The sequence below is a fragment of the Streptomyces sp. NPDC059524 genome, from assembly GCF_042749255.1.
GTDB lineage: Bacteria > Actinomycetota > Actinomycetes > Streptomycetales > Streptomycetaceae > Streptomyces > Streptomyces xanthii.
The window spans coordinates 26033-48049 of sequence record NZ_JBHYTK010000023.1; the positions used below are offsets into that span (position 1 = coordinate 26033).

Below are 22017 nucleotides of genomic sequence, written 5' to 3' on the forward strand. Positions count from 1 at the left end.
GAGTCGGCCGCTCTGCCTCTCACGGGCTGTGTGGGTGCGCGGGGGGGGCGGGCGCGGGCGGGGGCCGCCCCCCCCCCCCGCTCGCCGGTGCGCAGCCAGCCGTCCTCGGTGATGGCCTCGGCGGTGGCGGCGGGGTCCTCGAAGTAGCCCCGCATGACGTTGAAGCCGCGGACGAGGACCTCTCCGGGTTCGCCGGGCACGGGTGCGTCCACCCGGACCTCGGTGCCGGGTATCGCCCGCCCGGACGTCGCGGCGATGAGCTCGGCGGGGTCCCCGCGCCGGCACATGGAGACGATGCCGCTGGCCTCCGAGAGGCCGTACGCCGTGAGGACGGTGCCGACGCCGAGTTCGCCGCGCAGCCGCTCGACGAGCTGGAGCGGGACGACGGCGGCGCCGGTCACGACCAGGCGCAGGGCGGACAGGTCGTGGGTGTCGCGGGCCGGGTGGTCGAGGAGGGACTGGTGGAGGGTGGGGGGTCCGGGCAGGACGGAGATGCGTTCGGCGGCGATGTTGGCGAGGGCCGTGTCCACGTTGAAGACGGGCTGGGGGACCATCGTGGCGCCGCGCATGAGGCAGGCGATGATGCCGGCCTTGTAGCCGAAGGTGTGGAAGAACGGGTTGACGATGAGGTAGCGGTCGCCTTCGCGCAGGCCGGCGAGGTCGGACCAGATCGCGTAGCCGCGCAGGGTCTGGGCGTGGGTGATGACGGCGCCCTTGGGGCGGCCGGTGGTGCCCGAGGTGAAGATGATGTCGGAGGGGGCGGAGGCGGGGATCGCGGCGGCGCGTTCGCGCACCCGCTCCGCGGTCACGGCGTCTCCCCCGGCCAGGAACTCCTTCCAGGTGCCGAAGCCGGGCGCGTCCGGCGCGGTGTCGCCGAGGACGACGACCCGCTCCAGGTCGGGCAGCGCGGCCCCGTTCCCCTGGGCGCGGCGCAGCGAGGCGACGTAGGAGGTGCCGAGGAAGGTGCCGGTGACGAAGAGGAGGCGGGCGCGGCAGCGGGCCAGGACGTCGGCGGCCTCGGCGCCCTTGAAGCGGGTGTTGAGGGGGACGAGGACGGCGCCGGAGGTGACGGCGCCGAGGGCGGAGACGATCCAGTCGAGGGTGTTCGGCGCCCAGATCGCGACGCGGTCGCCGGGTTCCACGCCCGCGGCGAGGCAGGCGGCGGCGGCCCGTTCGACCCGTTCGCCGAGCTCGGCGAAAGTGATCCGGGTGCGCCCCTCGACGACGGCCTCGTGCGCGGCGTACCGTGCGGCCGCGTCCCACACGAGTCCGGGGATCGCGCCCCACTCGCCCTCCGTACGGTCCGTACGCATCGAACGACCTCCCATCACGCCATCCCGCCGTAGCTGACTATCCGTCAGATTAGCTGTAGCCTGACGCGCTGTCAGCAGACGGAGCCACCGGATCACGGTGGACCGGGCCGTTCCAGGTGGGGGTGCCCATGGCGGGACTGAAGGACGCGACAGCCATCGTCGGCATAGGCCAGACGGCCTTCGCGAAACAACTCCCGGAGTCCGAGAGGACGTTGGCGTGCCGGGCGATCCTGGCCGCGCTCGACGACGCGGGCATCGCGCCGTCGGAGGTCGACGGGTTCGCCTCTTACACGATGGAGGAGACGGACGAGGTGGAGGTGGCCAAGGCCATCGGCGCCGGCGACGTCACCTTCTTCTCCAAGGTCGGCTACGGCGGCGGCGGTTCGTGCGCGACCGTCGCGCACCTGGCCGCCGCGGTCGCGACGGGACAGGCGAGCGTCGGTGTCGCCTGGCGCTCGCGCAAACGCGGCTCGGGGCCGCGCCCGTGGAAGAACACCACGGTGCAGCTGCCGACCCCGGCCCAGTGGACCCGCCCCTTCGGGCTGCTGCGCCCGGCCGACGAGATCGGCATGCTCGCGCGCCGCTACATGCACGAGTACGGGGCCACCCGCGACCACCTGTTCAACGTGGCCCTCGCCTGCCGCAACCGGGCCAACCAGAACCCGGACGCGATCATGTACGAGCGCCCGATGACCAGGGAGATGTACATGGACTCCCGCTGGATCAGCGAGCCGCTCTGCCTCTTCGACAACTGCCTGGAGACCGACGGCGCGCTCGCCTGCGTCATCGTCTCCGCCGAACGGGCCCGCGACTGCCGGCAGAAGCCCGTGTACGTCCACTCCGCCGCGCAGGGCCTGCCCGCCCAGCACCACGGCATGGTCAACTACTGGAACGACGACCCGCTCACGGGCCCCGCCTGGACCGCGGCCCGCCACCTCTGGAAGAACGCCGACCTCACCCCGGAGGACGTGGACGTCGCCCAGATCTACGACGCGTTCACCCCGCTGATCCCGCTGTCCCTTGAGGGGTACGGGTTCTGCGGGCGCGGCGAGGGCGCCGCGTTCACCGAGGGCGGCGCCCTGGAGATCGGCGGCCGGCTCCCCATCAACACGGGCGGCGGCGGCCTCTCGGAGGCCTACGTCCACGGCTTCAACCTCATCAACGAGGGCGTCAAACAGCTCCGCGGCACGAGCACCGCCCAGGTCCCGAACGCCGCCTCCTGCCTGGTCACCGCGGGCGAGGGCGTCCCGACCTCGGCCCTGCTGCTCCGCGCCCCGTGACGGGGAGCCCCCGCGACCGGCCACGACGCACGCCGCACCCGACAAAGGACGGACCCATGGCAGACGCTCTCCTCACCCCCGTCACCGACGACGACGGCGCCCCCTTCTGGGAGTACGCCGCCCAGGGCGAACTCCGCATCCAGGCCTGCGCGAACCCGGACTGCGGCGAACTCCGCTTCCCGCCCCGCCCCTGCTGCCCCCACTGCCAGTCCTTCGACTCCGAGTGGCGCAGGATGAGCGGCCGGGGCCGCATCTGGTCGTACGTCGTCCCGCACCCCCCGCTGCTCCCCGCCTACGCGGCCCAGGCTCCCTACAACGCGATCGTCGTCGAGCTCGCGGACGCTCCCCGCATCCGCCTGGTCGGCAACCTGGTCACCCGCGCCGACGCCCCCCTCGACTCGGTCGACCCGGCGAAGATCCGCATCGGCGCCAAGGTGCAGGCCGTGTTCGCCGAGGTGGAAGGCGTGGTCGTGCCCCGCTGGACCCTGGAGCGCCCGTGACCGCGCCCCCGCCCACGCCCTCCGTGCCGCTGCGCGTCGAGACCGACAAGGAGACCGGCGTCGCGGTCGTCACCCTCGACCGCCCGCACCGCCACAACGCCATCGACACCGCGCTCGCCGGCGCACTCCGGGCGGCCTGGCGCGGCCTCCGCTTCGACGACGGCGTCCGCGCCGTCGTCCTGACCGGCGCCGGCGACAAGGCCTTCTGCACCGGCATCGACCGCGACGTCGACGTGCCGCAGCCCTCCTCCCCGTACGCGATGGACGACCCGCTGCTCACGATCGGGCCGAAGGCGAACGACCTGTGGAAACCGGTGATCGCGGCGGTCGGCGGGATGGCCTGCGGCGGCGCGTTCTACCTGCTCGGCGAGGCGGACTTCGTGATCGCCGACGAGCACGCGACGTTCTTCGACCCGCACACCACGTACGGCATGGTCAGCGCGTACGAGGCGATGCACCTGGCGCAGCGGATGCCACCCGGGGAGGCGGCCCGGCTCGCCCTCATGGGCTCGGCGGAGCGGCTCTCGGCCCGCAGGGCGTACGAGAACGGACTGGTCAGCGAGGTGACCGAGGCGGGCGGCGCGGTGGCGGCCGCGATCCGCTGCGCGGAGGTGATCGCCCGGCAGCCGACGGAGGCGGTGCAGGGGACGGTGCGGGCGGTGTGGGCGGCGACCGAGGCGGCGCGCGCCCACGCCTTCGCGCAGGCCCCGCACCTGATCGCCCTCGGCAACCTGCCGCCCGGCCGGCAGGCCGAGCTGTTCGCGTCCCGGCCGGCGGGCGGCGGATTCCGGGTGCGCTGAGACGGGCCCAAGCAGGAGCGTGTCTTCAAACTGACACGACCTAGCTCAGGACGTCGGCCTCGGGGTCGAGCTCGCAGTGGGCGACCTCGGCGGCGAGCCCTTCGCCGCCGAGCTTCACCTTCACGGTCGCGGTCCCCCGCGCGGGGACCTCGACGTCCCCGAATTGCGAGGTGATCTGGATCCCGCTCGCGTCCTCGAACGCGACGCGCGCGCGGAAGTCGGCGGTCCTGCCGTTCGGATTGCTGACGCGGACGAGCGCGTACGGCGTCTTCGCGTCGGCGCACCGGATCAGCGTCGCCGTGCCGTCGCGCAGCCGGGACGTGCCGCCCGTGGAGGTGGCGGTCGGCGTGGAGTCGTAGTCGGGGCGGCGCGTGTAGCCGCCGGACGACGAACCGGACGAGCCCGACGAGCCTCCGCCGTAGTAGTCGTCGTCATCGTCGTCGTACCGGGACGACGACGAGCTGTCGTGGTTCTGGCTGGAGCTGCTGCAGCCGCCGCCGCTCCCGCCGCTGGACTTGTGGCTGCCGCCCCGTCCCCGGCCCGACGTGAACCCTGTCAGGACCATGACCACCAGGACGGCGAGCGCCGTGAGTTTGACTCCCCGTTTCATCACGCCGGGCACCCTACTACCGGGCCCGGCGGTCACACGGGTCAGCGGCTGGTGCCCGTGCCCTTCTCCGCGTCCAGCGCGTACACGCAGCGGTCCTTGCTGCACGCGTAGACGACGCCGTCGGTGACGACGGGCGTGCCGGTGATCTCGCCGCCGGTGGCGAGCTTCCAGCGCAGCCGGCCGTCGTCGGCCTTGAGCGTGTACAGCAGGTGGTCGGTGGAGCCGAAGTGGATGCGGCCGTCGGCGACGACCGGGGAGCCGACGATCTCGCCGCCCGCCTGGAAGCGCCACTTCGGGGTGCCGGTGACCGCGTCCAGCGTGTAGAGGCCCTGGCCGGAGCCGACGTGGACGTGACCGTGCGAGACGAGCACCGGGTCGACGGAGCCGGGGCGCGGCTCGGTGGCGATGCGCCAGCGGTCGCGGCCGTCGGTCGCGTCGAGGGCGTAGACGGTGCCGAGGTGGTCGACGAGGTAGACGCCGCCGCCGGTGACGGCGGGTCCGGCCACGTAGGCGGGCGGGCACAGGAAGACGGCGGGCGCCTCGAAGTGCCAGCGGACGTGACCGGAGCCGACCTCGACGGCGATGACGCGGGTGCCGGCCGACACGTACACGTAGCCGTCGTCGGCGGGGGTGACGCGGACGGGGACGCCGCCGCAGGAGGCCGCGTCGCCGATCGGGTACGACCAGCGCTCCTCGCCGGTGCGGGCCTCCAGGGCGCGCAGCCGTGCGTCCTGCCACACATAGACGGTGCCGTCGTGGACGACCGGCCCGGCCTCGGGGGCCTCGAAGTCGGTCTGGCAGCCGGAGGTCTCCCACAGCAGGTCGCCGTTGGCGGCCTCGCGGGCCTGGACGCCGCCGCCGCGGGTGGCGGTGACGACGGTGCCGCGGTCGGCTGCGAGGGCGTAGACCCAGGCGTCGGTCTGGCGGCGCCACAGTTCGGCGCCCTCGCGGGCGTCGAGCGCCCACAGGGTGGGGCCGTCGGAGGCGTGGATGCGGCCGTCGGCGACGGCCATGGCCCAGGCGACGTCGCGGGTCTTGAAGCGGCGCCGTCCGGTGGCCACGTCCAGGGCGTGGACCTCGAAGGAGGTGACGTAGACGAGGTCGCCGGAGACCTTGGGGGTGCCCCACACGTCGTTCGACATGCGGAAGCGCCAGGGGCGCCAGCCGGGCGGTGCCTCGGGGGCGGCCGGGGCGGGCACGGCGGAGTCGGTGCCGTTGACGGCCGGGCCGGCGGGGCGGGAGCCGCGCGACCAGGACGCGGCGAGGCCGTGCTCGGCGGGCGGCGCCTTCACGGCGGCGGCGCGGGCGTCCGCGACCCGGGGGCCGGGCCCGATCGGCACCTGCGCGCCGGCCAGGTGCACGGGCCCGTCGGCGGTGCGGCCCGCGGATCCGGCGGCGACCGGCGACGCGGACGGGTTGGGCCGCCAGCCGTCGGTGGACGGCGGGGCCGGCGGCTGCGGGGGCATCGCGGGCATGCCGGAGCCGTGGCCGGGGGTGCGGCCGGTGGGGCGCTTGATGACGGGGCGGCCGCCGCGGCGGGTCTCGATGAGCGCGACGGAGCGCTCCGGCAGCCAGGCGGAGGCGGTGCCGGAGTCGTCGCTGCCGGAGCCGAAGAGGTGCGGGGCGAGCTGGGCCTGGAGGTCGGCGGGCGAGGGACGCCGCGTGGCGTCCATCTGCATACAGGACTCGATGAGCGGGCGGAGCTCGTCGGGCAGCCCCTCCAGGTCGGGGCCCTCGCGCAGCAGCATGAACACGGTCTCGACCGGGTTGGCGCCGTGGAAGGGGGCGTGGCCGGTCGCCGCGAAGACGAGGGTGGAGCCGAGGGAGAAGACGTCGGAGGCGCCGGTGACGCTGCGCGAGTCCTTCGCCTGCTCGGGCGACATGTAGGCGGGGGTGCCGACGGCCACGTTGGTCATCGTGAGCCGGGTGTTGGAGACGCCGGAGGCGATACCGAAGTCGATCACGCGCGGGCCGTCCTCGACGACCAGCACGTTCGACGGCTTGAGGTCGCGGTGGACGAGGCCCGCGCCGTGGATGGACTGCAGCGCCTCGGCGACGCCGGCGGCGAGCCAGCGCACCGCCTGGGCCGGGAGCGGCCCGCACTCGTTCACTATTTCCTCGAGGGAGGGCGCCGGGACGTAGGCGGTGGCGAGCCACGGGACGGCGGCGCGCGGGTCGGCGTCGACGACGGCGGCCGTGTAGAAGCCGGACACCGCCCGGGCCGCCTCGACCTCGCGCGTGAAGCGCACCCGGAACAGCTGGTCCTCGGCGAGCTCCGTGCGCACCGTCTTGATCGCCACGCGCCGGCCCGAGGCCGAGCGGGCCAGATAGACCAGGCCCATGCCGCCCGCGCCGAGCCGTCCCAGGACCTCGAACGGACCGATCCGCCTCGGATCGTGCTGCGTCAGCTGATCCACCACTTGCCTGCCCACCTCCCCGTACGGGGCCTGCGCACTCACCGGCCCCCGCCAGCGTCTCACCACCGAAGCGCTACGGCGGCACGCACCCCGATTCTTCCTGTCCGGGGCGCCGGTTGCGAACCCGGGGGCACATCGGGGTGTCACGGGAGGATGCGGGACGTTTCAGGCGCGTTCCGGGTCCTGCTGTGGCGACTCCCACACCGGCTCGGGCCCGGGCCCGTCCCCTGTTCCGGGCACCGGTTCGCAGACGGCGAAGACCGCGCCCTGGTCGTCGCGGAGCACGGCGAGCGGCCCGTACGGGGAGTCGTGCGGGCCGGTGCGGACGCGGCCGCCGAGCCGGACGGCCTCGGCGCAGGTGGCGGACGTGTCGGCGCAGGCGAAGTGGGGCAGCAGCCGGGCCGGGGCCGCCCGCCGCACGGGTGCGGGGCTGAGGGCCCGGCCGAAGACCCGCTCGTGGAAGAGGGCGCTGCGGGCGGGGTCGGGGGTGTGCAGTTCGGCGTGGTGGAAGGTGCCGGGGCCGGCGGTGTGCTCGAAGCCGCGGTGGGTGCCGGCCTGCCAGAGCCCGAAGGCGGCGCCCTCGGGTCCGTGGGCGAGGGCGACGGTGGCCTGGGTGCCGCCGGGCAGGGGGCCCGCGGCGATGCGTCCGCCGGCCGCCGTCACCCGGTCGGCGGCGGCGTAGGCGTCCCGTACGGCGAGGTGCACCCGCCAGCCGGTGGGGGTGCCGGGTCCGGCGGGGCACAGGGCGGCGGCGCTGCGGTCCTGGCTGTAGGCGGCGGTGTAGTAGTCGTGGTCGGCGCCCGCGCCCTCGTCGAAGGTCCACCCGAAGAGGTCGCCGTAGAACCGCTTGCCCGCCTCGATGTCGGGCAGGGCCACGTCGGCCCAGCAGGGGGTGCCTTCGGGGAAGTCGGGGTGCATGGCGTCACGCTAACCACGGGCGTTCCGGGACCGGCCCCCATATTCGAACGTATGGCCAATTCCGCTCGCTTCCGGCGCGTCATTTGACCGGGGGCGATGCTCCCCAACCCCATTTGCAGTCGGCCAGATCGCGCTCCGATCACCCCTCGGTAAGCTGACGGCATGACAGGACAAGTACGGACCGTCGACGGCCGTGTGGCCGGACGGCGTGGTCAGGCGACACGTCAGAAGCTCCTCGAGTGCCTCGGCGAGATGCTCAGCTCCTCGCCCTACCGGGACGTCAAAGTCATTGATGTCGCGCGCAAGGCGGGCACCTCGCCCGCGACCTTCTACCAGTACTTCCCGGACGTCGAGGGCGCCGTCCTGGAGATCGCCGAGCAAATGGCCACCGAGGGCGCGGGGTTGACCGAGCTGGTCGCCGACCGCTCCTGGGTCGGCAAGGCCGGCTGGGCGACCGCCCAGGAACTCGTGGACGGTTTCCTGGAGTTCTGGCGCCGCAACGACGCGATCCTGCGCGTCGTCGACCTCGGCGCGGCCGAGGGCGACAAGCGCTTCTACAAGATCCGCATGAAGATCCTGAACTCGGTGAACAACTCCCTCGCGGACGCGGTCAAGGAGCTCCAGGACAAGGGCAAGGTCGACAAGGACGTCAGCCCGGCGGCGGTGGCCGGTTCGCTGGTCGCGATGCTCGCGGCGGTCGCCTCGCACCAGAAGGGCTTCCAGACCTGGGGCGTCAAGCAGGCCGAACTGAAGCCGAACCTCGCCCTGTTGGTCTATCTCGGCGTGACCGGCAAGAAGCCGACGAGGTAACCTTCCGCGCCTTTTCCTGTCGTACGGCGGCGGTTCACGTGCTCGGCGCGTGGGCCGCCGCCGTTGCCTTGGCGCAGGGGCGCCCGGTTCATCTGCGTTCGAGGCGGAAGAGCCTGATCTCCCGGTCGATCCGCGCCTGGTACGCGGCGTACGGCGGCCAGAAGCGCAGGGCGGCCTGCCAGGCCTCGGCGCGTTCCTCCCCGGCGAGCAGCCGCGCGGTGACGGGGACGTCCTTGCCGCGCCAGTTGATCTCCACGTCCGGGTGGGCGAGCAGGTTCGCGGTCCAGTTGGGGTGGCCGGGGCGCCCGAAGTTCGACCCGATGAGCAGCCAGCCGTCCCGTTCCTCCTCCGGCATGCAGGCGAGCGGGGTGCGCCGGAGCAGCCCGCTCCTCGCGCCGCGGGCGGTGAGGATGACGCCGGGCAGCATCCGCGCGCTGAGCAGCACCTTGCCGCGGGTCAGGCGGTGCACGGCGCGGTCCATGACGGGGATGACGTGCGGGGCGATCCGGGCGAAGGTGCGGGTCGAGGACACCTTCTGGACGATCCGGGTCGCGGTGGCGGAGGAAGCCATCAGACGGCCACCTCCGCGCCCGCCTCGAACAGGGCGGCGGCCTGGGCGGCGCGGGCCCGCAGCAGGTGGACGGGCCCGAAGAGCAGCTCGTCGCCGGTGGCGCGCTTCACGTAGAGGTGCGCCTCGTGCTCCCAGGTGAAGCCGATGCCGCCGTGCAGCTGGACGGCCTCGGCGGCGGAGGTGCGCAGCGCTTCGAGGGCCTGCGCGAGGGCGAGGCCGCCGGCCCGTTCGGTGCCGGTGCCGGCCGCCCAGGCGGCGTAGTAGGCGGCCGAGCGGGCCGCCTGGACCTGGACGTAGACGTCGGCGAGGCGGTGCTTGACGGCCTGGAAGGAGCCGACGGGTCGGCCGAACTGCTCGCGCTCCTTGACGTAGGCGACGGTCCGTTCCAGGGCGCGGTCGGCGGCGCCGACGGCCTCGGCGGCGAGGAGGGTGGCGGCCGTGTCGCCGGTGGCGGTGAGCGCGGCGGTCACGTCGGCGTCCTCCGCGCCCAGCAACTCGGCCTCCACGTCGCGCAGTTCGACGCGGGCCTGGGGGCGGGACTCGTCGAGGGCGGTCTGCCGGGTGCGGACGAGTCCGTCGGCGCCCGCGCGGACGAGGAAGAGGAGGGTGCGGGAGCGGGCGAAGCCGCCGGTGTGCGCGGCGACGAGCAGCAGGTCGGCGCTGTGCCCGTCGAGGACCTGCTCGGCCTGCCCGTACAGGCGCCAGCCGGTGTCGGCGCGGGTGACCTGGACGCCGCCGGCCCGGCCGCCGCCGGACCAGTCGCCCGCGTTGTCGGCGACGAGGCCGAGGGCGGTGGCGAGGCCCGTGCCGGGGACGGCGAGCGCGGCGGTGAGGGCGCCGTCGGCGATGCGGGGCAGGATGTCGGCGCGCTGGTCCTCGGTGCCGAGTGCGGTGACGAGGGGGGCGACGAGGCCGCTGGTCGCGAGCAGCGGGGTCGGTGCGAGGGCGCGGCCCAGCTCCTCCTCCGCGAGGGCGAGCTCGGTGACGCTCGCGCCGACCCCGCGGCGGGACTCGGGCAGGGCGAGGCCGGGCAGGCCCAGTTCCTTGCCGAGCGCGCTCCACAGGGCGAGGTCGTGCCCGGACGGGGTGCGGCCGGCGGTCTTGACGTCGTCCGGGGTGCAGCGTTCGGTGATGAGTTCGCGCAGCGTGCGGCGGATCTGCTGCTGTTCCTCGGTGAACCTGGCGTCCATGCGGGGCTCCCTTTCTGACGGGCCGTCATATTAGGGCGGCGGAGCGCTCATGCCCAGACCCGGGGAGGGGGCGGATCACAGAATCTGATGTACCGTCAGATTCATGCTGACTGGGACGATCGACAGGAACGGTGGCAGCGGCGCGGCCGGGCGCAAGGTGGCCGTCGCCGGAGTCGCCCTGTCCGACTGCGGACGCGTGGACGACGCCACCCCGTACGCCCTGCACGCGCAGGCCGCCCGCCGGGCGCTGGCCGACGCGGGGCTCACCCCCGACGTCGTCGACGGCTTCGCGAGCGCCGGACTCGGCACGCTCGCACCCGTCGAGGTCGCCGAGTACCTCGGACTCAGACCCCGCTGGGTCGACTCCACCTCCGTGGGCGGCTCCACCTGGGAGGTCATGGCCGCGCACGCCGCCGACGCGATAGCCGCCGGGCACGCCCGCGCGGTCCTCCTCGTCTACGGCTCCACGGCCCGGGCCGACATCAAGGCGAAGCGCCGCACCTCGAACCTCTCCTTCGGCGCCCGCGGCCCCCTCCAGTTCGAGGTCCCGTACGGACACTCGCTCATCGCCAAGTACGCGATGGCCGCCCGCCGCCACATGCACGAGTACGGCACGACGCTCGACCAGCTCGCCCAGGTGGCCGTCCAGGCCCGGCAGAACGCGTCCCGCAACCCCGACGCCATGTTCCGCGACCCGATCACGGTCGACGACGTCCTCTCCGGCCCGATGATCGCGGACCCCTTCACCAAGCTGCACTGCTGCATCCGCTCCGACGGCGGCGCGGCGATCCTCCTGGTCGCCGACGACCTCCTCCCCGACTGCGCGAAGCGGCCCGCCTGGATCCTCGGCACCGGCGAACACGTCTCGCACACCACGATGTCCGAGTGGGACGACTTCACGGTCTCCCCCGCCGCCGTCAGCGGCCGCCTCGCCTTCGAACGCGCCGGCGTCACCCCCGACGACATCGACATCGCCGAGATCTACGACGCCTTCACGTACATGACCCTGGTGACCCTGGAGGACCTCGGCTTCTGCGCCAAGGGCGAGGGCGGCGCCTTCGTCGAGAAGGGCCGCCTCCGCCACGACGGCGAACTCCCCACGAACACCGACGGAGGCGGCCTCTCCGCCCAGCACCCCGGCATGCGGGGCCTGTTCCTGATGGTGGAGGCGGTCCGCCAGCTACGAGGCGAGGCGGGCCCCCACCAGATCCACCGCCCGGACGGCTCCCTCCCGGAACTGGCGGTGGCGTCGGGCACGGGGGGCTGGTTCTGCTCCTCGGGGACGGTGATTCTGGGGCGGGGCTGAGGGGCTGGTACCGCTCGGCGCGGATGGTGATGCTGGGTGCTGGGCTGAGGCCGGGCTGATTCTCACCCGCGTCGATCACCCACCGTGATCGCCCGTACCTGCCTAGACTGATGCCGGGAGGTGTGTGGTGACCGTGACTGAAGACCGGCCGCAGATGCTGGCCGAGGAGTTCGAGCGCATCGCTGCCGCCGCCGAGCGCGAAGGCGTCCGGATGGAGTTCATCCACGGCAGGCTGGGAGTCAAAGCGGTGCCGGACGGCGACCACGACGAGATCATCCGCTGGCTGATGAAGATCTGCCTGCAGCAGCGCCCGGACCTGTGGCTCTACCCCGAGCGCGGCCTGCACGTCGAGCGGTACCGCAAGGGCAACGCCAAACCCGACGGCGCCCTCGCCCCCGAAGGCAGCTTCGCCGGGCAGGGTGTGTGGGCGGACCCCGACCAGGTCGTCATGCTCGTCGAGGTCACGTCGTACGACAGCGACACCGACAAGCGAGACCGTGAGGAGAAGCCGCGCGCCTACGCCCAGACGGGCATCCCGGTCTACCTGCTCATCGACCGGGACTCCGGCGAGACCCTCGTCCACACCGAGCCCGACGGCGACTCCTACGCCCAGCTCACCCGCCGCCCCTTCGGCCGCACGATCACGCTGCCCGACCCGGTCGGCATCACCTTCGACACCAGCGCCCTCAAGGACTGGGTCCGTTGAACCAGCCGCGCACGGTGTGCTGACGGCGCACGCCGGGTGAGCGCGAGCGGTGGCCTACGGCGCCGGCACCAGGACCTTGACGGAGTCGGCGTGCAGCTCGGGCGCCGTGGTCTCGCCGCCCGCCTGGGTCTCGTAGGTCAGGGAACCCTTGACCTCCACCTTCGCCTTGAAGGTGTCGCCCTCCACGACCTTCGCGAAGTCGGGCGCGCGCCCTTCGATCACGGTGTTGGTCGGGTACTCGTAGGTGTCGGTGTGCCGCACGCCGTCGACGTCGGCGAGGATCATCTCGGCTCCGGTCGCGGCGTCGGACTGGGTCACGACGCCGTAGACGATGTAGTGCTCCCAGGTGTGCGCGTCGGGGTCCTTGGCGATCAGCGCCCATGCGCGGGCGGTGAGGTGTCTGTACTTGACGGTGGGGGCCACCGGCGCGGGCTGAGCCAGGGCGACGCCCGGCTCCAACGCCAGCCAGGCAGCCGCAGGCACCACAATTGCCCCATGGATAACGAAGCCCCTTCCGTCGACGCCCTCCTGCGCTCCCTCCGGGTCTGGGACACCGAGTTGTCCGGGTTCGACACCGGTGCCGCGCCCGGGGAACCCGTCGCTCTCTTCGCCGAGTGGTTCGGTGCGGCCGTCGCGGCCGGGCAGGTCGAGCCGCACACGCCCTCGCTCGCGACCACCGACGCCGACGGGCACGCCGACGTGCGGGTCGTCATGCTGCACGGGGTCGATGAGCGCGGGTGGCACTTCGCCTCGCACGCGGGGAGTGCGAAGGGGCGGCAGCTGGCCGGGACGCCGTATGCCGCGCTCGGGTTCTACTGGCCGGTGCAGGGGCGGCAGGTGCGGGTGCGCGGGAGCGTGCGGACCGGGTCCGCCGAGGCCGCGCAGGCCGATCTGCACGCCCGGTCCACCGGCGCCCTCGCCTCCGCCCTCGTCGGGCACCAGAGTGAAGTGCTGGCCGATCAGGGGGAGTTGGAGGTCGCCTCCGACGCCGCCTGGGAGCGGGCTCGGCGGGAGCCCGGTGCCGTCGCCGAGTCGTGGACCGTCTACGAACTCCTGCCGGACGAGGTGGAGTTCTTCCAGGGGGACGCCCGGCGGCGGCACGTACGGCTGCGATACCGGCGGGAAGGCGGCCGCTGGGTCAAGGAGCTGCTGTGGCCGTGACCTCCCCCGTCCTGAACTCCCAGACCGCGAAGTCCCGTACGGGGCGGTAGCCGAGGCGTTGGTAGAGCGCGTTGCTGGTGGGGTTGGCCAGGTCGGTGAAGAGGAGGATCTCGGGGGTGCCCGCGTCCCGTGCCGCCCGGCTGATCTCCGCCGTCACCGCCCCCGCGTACCCGCGTCCGCGCAGCTCGCGCGGCGTGTAGACCGGGGCGACGCGCACGCTGCCGGCGGCGGGGCGGGTGACGCCGGCCATCGACAGCGGGGTGCCGTCCTCGGCCTCCCACAGGAGCACACCCTGGTAGGAGAGCCGGTTGTCGACCCATTCCGCGGCCTGTTCCCGGGTCGTCCGGGCGCCGAGATGCGCGTCGTCGGCGAACTCCAGGAACCAGCGCACGACCAGTTCCCGGTCCTCCTTCCCGGCCGGCCGGGCCCGGCCCGGGGGCGGCGGGTCGGGCGGGGTCAGGTCCGCGAGCCGGAACAGCCGCTGCGCCATGATGCGTTCGGCCCGCCCCTCGGGGTGCCGCGCGCGCCACGCCTCGGCGACTACGGCGGCCGTCTCCTCCGTCCCGTTCACCCCCGTCATCGGCTGGTCCGGGAGCGCGTCCCCGAGCAGGGTGACGAGGGCGTGCGCCGCCTCGGGACCGGGCAGCACGGCGTACGGCAGCTGCGGCGGCGTCCAGAAGAAGTAGCCGGCGCAGTCCCCTTCGGCGTCCGGCCAGACACCGAAGGACGCTCCGGGACTCGGCGCGTCCTGCGCCAGTTGCGCCGCGATCACGCTGAGGGCGACGGTGTGCAGGGCGGGGTCGGCGCGCAGGAAGTCCCCCCCGCGCTCCGCGAATTCCGCAGGGTCCCGGGTCAGCCACCAGCCGGACCAGGGGTGGGGGAAGGACGACTCGGACGATGCTGAGGCCATGCGTCATCATGGCGGGCATCCGCGAACCCCGGCCACGGGTTTACGCTCCGGCGCCGGTCCCGCACCCCCTCACGCCCCGGGCACCCTCACGTCCCGAGCGGAACACCCTCACACCCCCGGGCACCCTCACGACCCGAGCCGAGCGCCCTCACGCCCCGGGCCGGAACACCGGCACCGTGAACCCCGCCCCCGTGTCCCGGAACGCGGCCTCCAGCTCCATCCCCGCCCGCAGGTCCGCCTCCGCGCACTCGACGACCTCGGTCATCATCCGGGGCCCCTCCGCGAGGTCGACGACGGCGGCGACGTACGGCGTGCGCGAGGCGAACGGCGGCAGGTCGTTGCGGTGCACGACGGACCACGTGTAGAGCGTGGCGCGGCCGCTCGCCTCCCGCCAGCTCCCGTCCTCGCTCCAGCAGTACGGGCAGAACTCGCGCGGGTAGTGGTGGGCCCGGTCGCAGGCGGCGCAGTGCCGTACGAGGAGGCGCCCCTCGGCGGCCGCGTCCCAGAAGGGCCGCGTGAAGGCGTCGGGTTCGGGCAGGTCGAAGCGGGGTGCGGCAGGAGCCGTCATGAGAAGAGTCCGATCGCGTGGTCGAGGGACCAGGTCTGCCAGGACATGGCGAACAGCGCGACGAGCGAGATCAGGCCCATCATCGCGTTCTGCCCCTGCTCGGCCCAGTCGTGGATCATGAGGACGAGGTACAGGAGGTTGAGCAGCAGACCGCCCACCAGCGCGACCGGCGTCAGGAATCCGACGACCAGGCCGAGCCCGAGGGCGAGTTCGGCGTACACGACGATGTACGCCATCACCTTGGGCCGGGGCTTGACGACGACGTCGAAGCCGCTGCGCACGGCGTTCCACTTGTGCTTGCCGGCGACGTCGGCGGCCCAGGCGATCCCGGTCCCCCGCTCGAACCAGCCCTTCTTGTCCTTGTGCCGCCAGCTCTCCAGCCACCACAGGCCGAGGCCGATGCGCAGCACCGCGAGCCATTCGGCCCCGCTGAGCCCTATCGCGTCCATGTCGCTCCCCGCGTCGACCGCTCCGCCACTCCACATTTCCTGACGGACCGTCAGTTCAGCGCATGGCGAGGCTGGCCCGCAAGAGTCCGTACGCGCCGAAGCCCGCGTTCCGCCCCCTTCCCCGCACCTTCCCCGCGCCTCACCACCCGTTCCCGCGCCCCCTCCCCCACTCCTCCACGCCCTTCACCCACGGACCGTGATCGATTCGCAACCGATTCCCCTCTTGACCGAGACCCATCAAGTGAAGGCGCGATTACGCTCCGATCGCATGACCGCCCCCACTCCCCCTCCGGCCCGCAGCCACGAGCGGCCGCCCGTGTACGTCATCGGCGGCGGCCCCGGCGGACTCGCCGCGGCCGCGAGCCTGACGGCGCTCGGCGTCCGGGCCGTGGTGCTGGAGAAGTCCGACCGGGTCGGCGCCTCCTGGCGCACCCACTACGACCGCCTCCGCCTGCACACCACGCGCCGCCTGTCCGGCCTGCCCGGACTGCCGATCCCGCGCCGCTTCGGCCGCTGGGTCGCCCGCGACGACGTGCTGCGCTACCTGGAGAAGTACGCCGAGCACCACGACCTGGAGGTCGTCACCGGCGTCGAGGTCACCCGCGTCGACCGCGGCGAGGACGGCTCCGGCTGGGTGCTGCGCGCCACCGGCGGCCGCGAACTGCGCTCCGCAGCCGTGATCGTGGCCACCGGCCACAACCACACCCCGCGCCTGCCCGACTGGCCCGGCACCGCCACGTACGGCGGCAAGCTCCTGCACGCCGCCGAGTACCGCGCCCCGGGCCCGTACGCCGGCCAGGACGTGCTCGTCGTCGGTGTCGGGAACACCGGCGCCGAGATCGCCGTCGACCTCGTGGAGGGCGGCGCCGCCCGCGTCCGGCTCGCCGTGCGCACCGCCCCGCACCTCGTGCGCCGCTCGACGCTCGGCTGGCCCGCCCAGCGCACCGGCATCCTGTGCCGCCGCCTCCCGGTCGGCCTCGTCGACCGGCTCGCCGCCCCACTGGCGAAACTCAGCGTCCCGGACCTGAGCGACAAGGGCCTGCCGCGCCCGGACACCGGCCTGTACTCCCGGGTGCGCGAGGGCGCGATCCCGGTACAGGACGTGGGCCTGATCGACGCCGTGCGCGCGGGGAAGGTCGAGCCGGTCGCCGCCGTCGCGTCCTTCGACGGCGACGCGGTGGTCCTCGCGGACGGGTCCCACCTCACCCCCGACGCGGTGATCGCGGCGACGGGCTACCGGCAGGGGCTCGAACCGCTGCTCGGCCACCTCGGCGTCCTCGACCCGGCGACGGGCCGCCCCCGCACGCAGGGCCCCCGCACCCTCCCGGACGCCCCGGGCCTGTACTTCCAGGGCTACACGAACCCCATCAGCGGGATGCTGCGCGAGATCGCGCGGGACGCCGAGCGCATCGCCCGCCGGGTGGCCGCCGATCCCGCGTACGGCGGCCGCCGGCGCTGACCGGGCGGGCCGTCACGCGCGGGCGGGCTCCCGGGCGAGGAAGAACTCGCGGACGTCCCGCGCGAACGGCTCCGGCACCTCCATCGCCGCGAAGTGCCCGCCGTGCTCGAACTCCGACCAGTGCACGACGTCGTACAGCCGCTCGGCCAGCGGCCGCACCGACTGCGTGATGTCGTGCGCGAACACGGCGACGCCGACCGGCACGGGGCACGGCAGCTTGGTGCCGCGCGCCGCGTCGTGGTGCAGCCGCGCCGAGGAGGCCGCCGTCGCGGTCAGCCAGTACAGCGACACGTCGGTGAGGATCCGCTCGTCGTCGACCGGCGTCGCGGGGTCGGTCCAGGCGGCGAACCGCTCCGCGATCCAGACCAGTTGGCCGACGGGCGAGTCGGTCAGCGCGTAGCCGATCGTCTGCGGGGTGAGGGCCTGGAGCGCCTGGTAGGGCGGGCGGTTCGCCATCAGCTGCCGGACCTTGTCGAGGCGGGCCTCGTCACGCGCGGACAGGACGAGACCTGCCTCCGGGTCGGGCCGGGTCGGCAGGTAGTTGACGTGCACGCCGACGACCCGGTCGGGGGCGACCCCGCCGACCGCCAGGGATATCCCGGCGCCGAAGTCGCCGCCCTGGGCGCCGTAGCGGTCGTACCCGAGCCGGTCCATCAGCTCGGCCCAGGCCCGCGCGATCCGCTCGGCGTCCCAGCCGCGCTCGTGGGTCGGCCCGGAGAAGCCGTAGCCCGGGATCGACGGGACGACGAGGTGGAAGTCCCGGGACAGCGGCCCGACGACGTCGAGGAACTCCAGGAACGAGCCGGGCCAGCCGTGCGTGAGGATCAGCGCGAGCGCGTCCGGGTTCGCGGACCGTACGTGGACGAAGTGGATGTCCTGGCCGTCGATCTCGGTGACGAAGTGCGGCAGTTCGTTGAGCCGCGCCTCGTGTGCGCGCCAGTCGTAGCGGGTGCGCCAGTGCTCGGCGAGCTCCTTCAGCCGGGCGAGCGGGAAGCCGTAGTCCCATCCGGCGTCCGCGAGCTCGTCGGGCCAGCGGGTGCGGGAGAGGCGGTCGGCCAGGTCGTCGAGGGCGGCCTGCGGGACATCGACGCGGAACGGCTTGATCACGGTCTTCACTCGCCATCACTCCCGTAAAGGTTCATTAGTGGCTCTAACGTTCGTGCCACTAATGAAGTTAGACTGTTAGTGTCACTAACGCAAGAGCCGAGGAGCGAGAGCCGGGACCCGAGAGGGCGGCGGAAGCGGAGGCCCCATGAGCCCGACCCCCGAGCACACCCCTGGCCGGCTGCGCGCCATCCCCAGCCGCCTCCTCGCCGGAGCCTCGGCCGTCGCGGACCGGCTGGTCGGCGAGCGCCTGGCCGCCGAGGGCGCGCACAAGTGGCACTTCGCCGTACTCGTCGCGCTCTCCGAGGGCGGCCCCGCGAGCCAGTCCGAGCTCAGCCGCCGCACCGGCATCTACCGCAGCGACATGGTCGCCGTCCTCAACGAGCTGTCGGACACCGACTGCGTGAGCCGCGAGCCCGACCCCGCCGACCGCCGGCGCAACGTCATCACGCTCGCCGAGGCGGGGCGGCTCCGCCTGGAGCGGCTCGACGCGCTCATCACCGACGCCCAGAGCGAGCTGCTCGCGCCGCTCGACTCGGACCAGCGGGACGACCTCGTCCGCCTGCTCACGGCCGTCCTGGAGCACCATCGCCCGGCGCATCCCTGAGCAGGCGCCGCACATCCGCCTCAGCCTTTGCCTGCAGCACTGTTCCTGACACAGTGTCAGTTGAGTAATCTGACTAAGCGTCAGCTATTGGTTTTTGCAGCGGCCATGTGCCACCGGCCAACCTCACAGGAGCGGGCGGACGATGCTTGGATCGACATACGGCACCCTGACCACCGACTCCCGCCGGGCCCGCGTGATCGCCTGCGGGGAACAGCCCGGCCCCGCCGTCCACGGCAGGGCCGGCACCGACGACGCCGACGTCAGCGGACGCCCGCTGAGCGCCGACGTACCCGACCTGGACCGCTTCTTCCGGCCCGAGTCCATCGCGGTCGTCGGCGCCTCGGACGCCGAGGGACGGCCCAACACCGGGATCACCCGGCAGCTCATGGCCTGGGCCGAGCGGGTCGGCGCCCGCCTCCACCCCGTGCACCCGACCCGCGAGACGGTCTTCGGCCTCGCCTGCTCGCCGAGCGTCGCCGAGCTGCCCGAGCAGGTCGACCTCGCGGTCCTCCTCGTCGGGGACCCGCTGCCCGTCATCGAGCAACTCGCGGACACGAAGGTGAAGTTCGCCGTCGCCTTCGCCTCCGGGTTCGCGGAGACGGGCGAGGAGGGCGCCGCCGCGCAGGAGCGGCTCGCCGAGGCCGTGGCCCGCTCCGGGCTCCGGCTGCTCGGCCCGAACACCAACCTCAACGCCTTCGAGAAGTTCCGCGACGACCTCGACGGACCGGCCATCGCGCTGATCACCCAGTCGGGACACCAGGGCCGCCCCGTCTTCACCCTCCAGGAGCTCGGCATCCGGCTCTCGCACTGGGCGCCGACGGGCAACGAGGCCGACCTGGAGACCTCCGACTTCATCTCGTACTTCTCCCAGCGCCCCGAGGTCGGCGCCATCGCCTGCTACGTGGAGGGGCTCAAGGACGGGCGGTCCTTCCTGCTCGCCGCCGACCGGGCCGCGCGGGCCAAGGTGCCGGTGGTCGCCGTGAAGGTGGGCCGCACCGAGACCGGCGCCCGCACCGCCGCCTCCCACACCGGCAAGCTGACCGGCGCCGACACCGTCGTGGACGCGGCCATGCGGCAGTTCGGCGTGATCCGCGTCGACGGCCTCGACGAACTCCAGGACACCGCCGCCCTGCTGGCGCGGGCCAGGCCCCCGCAGGCCGACGGGGTCGTCGTGTACTCGATCTCCGGCGGCACCGGCGCCCACTTCTCCGACCTCGCGACGGCGGGCGGGCTGAACCTGCCCGTGCTGTCCGAGGCCAAGCAGGCCGAACTGCACCAGTGGATACCGGAGTACCTGAACGTCTCCAACCCCGTCGACAACGGCGGGCACCCCGTCGGCGACTGGCGCGGCCGGAAGATCATCGACGCGATCCTCGCCGACCCGTCCGTCGGCGTGCTGATCTGCCCGATCACCGGCCCGTTCCCGCCGATGAGCGACAAGCTGGCCCAGGACCTCGTGGACGCGGCCGAGCAGACCGACAAGCTCGTGTGCGTCATCTGGGGATCGCCGGTCGGCACCGAGGACGCGTACCGCGAGACACTGCTCGGCTCGTCGCGGGTCGCGACCTTCCGCACGTTCGCCAACTGCGTCACCGCCGTCCGCGCCCACCTGGAGCACCACCGCTTCACCGCCGCCTACCGCTCGCCGTTCGAGGACGCGCCGCGCACCCCGTCCCCGTCCTTCCGCAAGGCCCAGGCGCTGATGCGGCCCGGCAAGCAGCTCAGCGAGCACGCGGCCAAGCAGCTCCTGCGCGCCTACGGGATCCGGGTGCCGCGCGAGCAGCTGGTGACCAGCGCGGCGGCGGCCGTGCGGGCGGCCTCGCTCGTCGGCTACCCGGTCGTCATGAAGGCGTCGGCGCCGCAGCTCGCCCACAAGTCCGAACTCGGCCTGGTGAAGGTCGGGTTGACGTCGGCGAGCCAGGTGCGGGACGCGTACCGCGAGCTGACCGACATCGCCCGCTACGAGGGGATCGAGCTGGACGGGGTCCTCGTGTGCCAGATGGTGGAGCGCGGCGTCGAGATGGTCGTCGGCGTCACGCACGACGAACTCTTCGGGCCGACCGTGACGGTGGGGCTCGGCGGGGTCCTCGTCGAGGTGCTCCAGGACACGGCGGTACGGGTGCCGCCGTTCGGGGAGGACCAGGCGCGGGCCCTGCTCGGGGAGTTGCGGGGGCGGGCGCTGCTCGACGGGGTGCGGGGGGCTCCGCCGGCCGATGTCGACGCGCTGGTCGAGGTGATCCTGCGGGTCCAGCGGATGGCACTGGAACTCCACGACGACCTGGCCGAGCTGGACATCAACCCACTGATGGTGCTGCCGCGCGGCCAGGGGGCGGTGGCACTGGACGCGCTTGCCGTGTGCCGGTGAGGGGTGGGGCGGCCGGGGGGGTGCGTCCCTTGGGGTGAATCGCCCCCGCCGCCCCTTCCCGTCCCGTCCCTGGGGGCTGCGCCCCCAGACCCCCCTTTCGGCCTTCGGCCTCGTCCTCAAACGCCGGACGGGCTGGAGAGAAGAGACCGACGAACGGAGAGTCGCACCATGACCGAGGCCGTGGCCGAGACCGTCCTGCACCGCTTCGAGGACGGGGTCTGCTGGATCACGCTCAACCGGCCCGAGGCGATGAACGCCGTCACCTGGGACCAGCGCGAGCGCGTCATCGCGCTGCTCGCCGACGCCTCCGCCGACCCGGACGTGCGCGCCGTCGTCCTCACCGCCACCGGCAAGGGCTTCTGCGCGGGCGCCGACCTGCGCGGCGGCCCGGCCGAGACCCGGGAGCGGGTCACCGGGGACATCGCGCGGACCATCCAGCGGGGCGCGCAGCGGCTCATCGCGGCGGTCCTGGACTGCGAGAAGCCGGTGATCGCGGCGGTGAACGGCACGGCCGCCGGCATCGGCGCGCATCTCGCGCTCGCCTGCGACCTGGTACTGGCCGCCGAATCGGCGCGGTTCATCGAGGTGTTCGTGCGGCGCGGACTGGTGCCGGACGGGGGCGGCGCCTATCTGCTGCCCCGGCTGATCGGCCCGCAGCGCGCCAAGGAGCTGATGTTCTTCGGCGACGCGCTGCCGGCCGCGGAGGCGGAGCGGCTCGGCCTGGTCAACCGGATCGTGCCCGACGAGGAGCTGGCGAAGACGGCCCGCGCCTGGGCGGAGCGGCTCGCGACCGGCCCGACCCGCGCGCTGGCCCTCACCAAGCAGTTGGTGAACGCGTCCCTGGACACCGACCGGGCGGCGGCCTTCGCGGCGGAGGCGGTCGCACAGGAGCTCAACATGGGGACGCGGGACGCGCAGGAGGGCGTCGCCAGCTTCGTGGAGCGCCGCTCGGCGACGTACGAGGGCCGGTGAA

Annotated in this window: 22 protein-coding genes; 11 read left to right on the plus strand and 11 right to left on the minus strand. The window is 73.5% G+C overall.

What is annotated here, in order from left to right:
- A partial coding sequence (locus tag ACFW9D_RS09675) for an AMP-binding protein (protein WP_384619751.1) occupies nt 1-1313 on the minus strand: 1313 nt, incomplete at its 3' end.
- A 128-nt stretch (nt 1314-1441) separates the two neighbouring features.
- On the opposite strand from ACFW9D_RS09675, the gene ACFW9D_RS09680 reads away from it, so the two are divergent.
- Genes ACFW9D_RS09680 through ACFW9D_RS09690 form a run of 3 tightly spaced genes read left to right on the plus strand, consistent with a single transcriptional unit; the run spans nt 1442 to nt 3893 of the window.
- Entirely contained in the window at nt 1442-2593 is a 1152-nt protein-coding gene (locus tag ACFW9D_RS09680) for a lipid-transfer protein (protein WP_384619754.1), read from the plus strand.
- A 56-nt stretch (nt 2594-2649) separates the two neighbouring features.
- Entirely contained in the window at nt 2650-3093 is a 444-nt protein-coding gene (locus tag ACFW9D_RS09685; protein ID WP_188337526.1) for a Zn-ribbon domain-containing OB-fold protein, read from the plus strand.
- A 23-nt stretch (nt 3094-3116) separates the two neighbouring features.
- Nucleotides 3117-3893 (plus strand): enoyl-CoA hydratase/isomerase family protein, encoded by a 777-nt coding sequence (locus ACFW9D_RS09690; RefSeq protein ID WP_384619832.1) that lies wholly within the window; start codon nt 3117-3119, stop codon nt 3891-3893.
- A gap of 40 nt (nt 3894-3933) precedes the next feature.
- On the opposite strand, the gene ACFW9D_RS09695 is transcribed toward ACFW9D_RS09690, so the two are convergent.
- The 3 genes from ACFW9D_RS09695 to ACFW9D_RS09705 all read right to left on the minus strand — a co-directional run bounded on the left by ACFW9D_RS09695 (nt 3934) and on the right by ACFW9D_RS09705 (nt 7838).
- The gene (locus ACFW9D_RS09695; protein WP_384619833.1) at nt 3934-4503 is read right to left on the minus strand and encodes a hypothetical protein; all 570 of its coding nucleotides are present in this window, start codon (nt 4501-4503) and stop codon (nt 3934-3936) included.
- 41 nt (nt 4504-4544) lie between these two features.
- The gene (locus tag ACFW9D_RS09700; protein WP_384619755.1) at nt 4545-6923 is read right to left on the minus strand and encodes a PQQ-binding-like beta-propeller repeat protein; all 2379 of its coding nucleotides are present in this window, start codon (nt 6921-6923) and stop codon (nt 4545-4547) included.
- A 162-nt stretch (nt 6924-7085) separates the two neighbouring features.
- Entirely contained in the window at nt 7086-7838 is a 753-nt protein-coding gene (locus ACFW9D_RS09705; RefSeq protein ID WP_384619758.1) for a VOC family protein, read from the minus strand.
- A 162-nt stretch (nt 7839-8000) separates the two neighbouring features.
- Here ACFW9D_RS09705 and ACFW9D_RS09710 point away from each other — a divergent pair, with 162 nt between their 5' ends.
- Nucleotides 8001-8648, plus strand: coding sequence for a TetR family transcriptional regulator (locus ACFW9D_RS09710; RefSeq protein WP_188337529.1), 648 nt, complete (start codon nt 8001-8003; stop codon nt 8646-8648).
- 88 nt (nt 8649-8736) lie between these two features.
- Here ACFW9D_RS09710 and ACFW9D_RS09715 read toward each other — a convergent pair whose 3' ends face one another.
- Both ACFW9D_RS09715 and ACFW9D_RS09720 read right to left on the minus strand, forming a co-directional pair.
- Nucleotides 8737-9219: a nitroreductase family deazaflavin-dependent oxidoreductase gene (locus ACFW9D_RS09715; protein WP_384619761.1), complete on the minus strand. Its 483-nt coding sequence runs from the start codon at nt 9217-9219 to the stop codon at nt 8737-8739.
- Nucleotides 9219-10409: an acyl-CoA dehydrogenase family protein gene (locus tag ACFW9D_RS09720; RefSeq protein ID WP_384619764.1), complete on the minus strand. Its 1191-nt coding sequence runs from the start codon at nt 10407-10409 to the stop codon at nt 9219-9221. Before ACFW9D_RS09720 ends, ACFW9D_RS09715 begins: the two co-directional genes overlap by 1 nt.
- A gap of 103 nt (nt 10410-10512) precedes the next feature.
- On the opposite strand from ACFW9D_RS09720, the gene ACFW9D_RS09725 reads away from it, so the two are divergent.
- Entirely contained in the window at nt 10513-11715 is a 1203-nt protein-coding gene (locus tag ACFW9D_RS09725; protein WP_384619766.1) for an acetyl-CoA acetyltransferase, read from the plus strand.
- Between the two features lie 127 nt (nt 11716-11842).
- Nucleotides 11843-12421, plus strand: coding sequence for a Uma2 family endonuclease (locus tag ACFW9D_RS09730; RefSeq protein WP_384619769.1), 579 nt, complete (start codon nt 11843-11845; stop codon nt 12419-12421).
- Nucleotides 12422-12475: 54 nt separating this feature from the next.
- Here ACFW9D_RS09730 and ACFW9D_RS09735 read toward each other — a convergent pair whose 3' ends face one another.
- Nucleotides 12476-12904, minus strand: a complete 429-nt coding sequence (locus ACFW9D_RS09735; protein ID WP_384619771.1) for a hypothetical protein — start codon at nt 12902-12904, stop codon at nt 12476-12478.
- Between the two features lie 12 nt (nt 12905-12916).
- Here ACFW9D_RS09735 and ACFW9D_RS09740 point away from each other — a divergent pair, with 12 nt between their 5' ends.
- A complete protein-coding gene (locus tag ACFW9D_RS09740; RefSeq protein WP_384619774.1) occupies nt 12917-13582 on the plus strand; it encodes a pyridoxal 5'-phosphate synthase in 666 nt (221 codons plus the stop codon).
- On the opposite strand, the gene ACFW9D_RS09745 is transcribed toward ACFW9D_RS09740, so the two are convergent.
- The 3 genes from ACFW9D_RS09745 to ACFW9D_RS09755 form a co-directional block, all read right to left on the minus strand.
- A complete protein-coding gene (locus ACFW9D_RS09745; RefSeq protein WP_384619777.1) occupies nt 13560-14492 on the minus strand; it encodes a GNAT family N-acetyltransferase in 933 nt (310 codons plus the stop codon). The two genes, ACFW9D_RS09740 and ACFW9D_RS09745, sit on opposite strands and share 23 nt — an antisense overlap.
- Nucleotides 14493-14640: 148 nt before the next feature.
- Nucleotides 14641-15060, minus strand: a complete 420-nt coding sequence (locus ACFW9D_RS09750) for a Zn-ribbon domain-containing OB-fold protein (RefSeq protein WP_384619779.1) — start codon at nt 15058-15060, stop codon at nt 14641-14643.
- Complete coding sequence (locus tag ACFW9D_RS09755; RefSeq protein ID WP_188337536.1) at nt 15057-15509, minus strand: DoxX family protein; 453 nt, start codon at nt 15507-15509, stop codon at nt 15057-15059. Before ACFW9D_RS09755 ends, ACFW9D_RS09750 begins: the two co-directional genes overlap by 4 nt.
- A gap of 268 nt (nt 15510-15777) precedes the next feature.
- Between ACFW9D_RS09755 and ACFW9D_RS09760 the strand changes: the two genes are divergently transcribed.
- Nucleotides 15778-16968, plus strand: coding sequence for a flavin-containing monooxygenase (locus ACFW9D_RS09760; protein WP_384619782.1), 1191 nt, complete (start codon nt 15778-15780; stop codon nt 16966-16968).
- Nucleotides 16969-16980: 12 nt separating this feature from the next.
- On the opposite strand, the gene ACFW9D_RS09765 is transcribed toward ACFW9D_RS09760, so the two are convergent.
- On the minus strand, nt 16981-18075 hold the full coding sequence (locus ACFW9D_RS09765) for an epoxide hydrolase family protein (RefSeq protein WP_384619836.1): 1095 nt from the start codon (nt 18073-18075) through the stop codon (nt 16981-16983).
- Between the two features lie 145 nt (nt 18076-18220).
- On the opposite strand from ACFW9D_RS09765, the gene ACFW9D_RS09770 reads away from it, so the two are divergent.
- The 3 genes from ACFW9D_RS09770 to ACFW9D_RS09780 all read left to right on the plus strand — a co-directional run bounded on the left by ACFW9D_RS09770 (nt 18221) and on the right by ACFW9D_RS09780 (nt 22016).
- On the plus strand, nt 18221-18679 hold the full coding sequence (locus tag ACFW9D_RS09770; RefSeq protein WP_384619784.1) for a MarR family winged helix-turn-helix transcriptional regulator: 459 nt from the start codon (nt 18221-18223) through the stop codon (nt 18677-18679).
- Nucleotides 18680-18821: 142 nt separating this feature from the next.
- Nucleotides 18822-21044, plus strand: coding sequence for an acetate--CoA ligase family protein (locus tag ACFW9D_RS09775; RefSeq protein WP_384619786.1), 2223 nt, complete (start codon nt 18822-18824; stop codon nt 21042-21044).
- Nucleotides 21045-21212: 168 nt separating this feature from the next.
- The gene (locus tag ACFW9D_RS09780) at nt 21213-22016 is read left to right on the plus strand and encodes an enoyl-CoA hydratase/isomerase family protein (RefSeq protein ID WP_188341398.1); all 804 of its coding nucleotides are present in this window, start codon (nt 21213-21215) and stop codon (nt 22014-22016) included.
- Nucleotide 22017 lies beyond the last annotated feature (1 nt).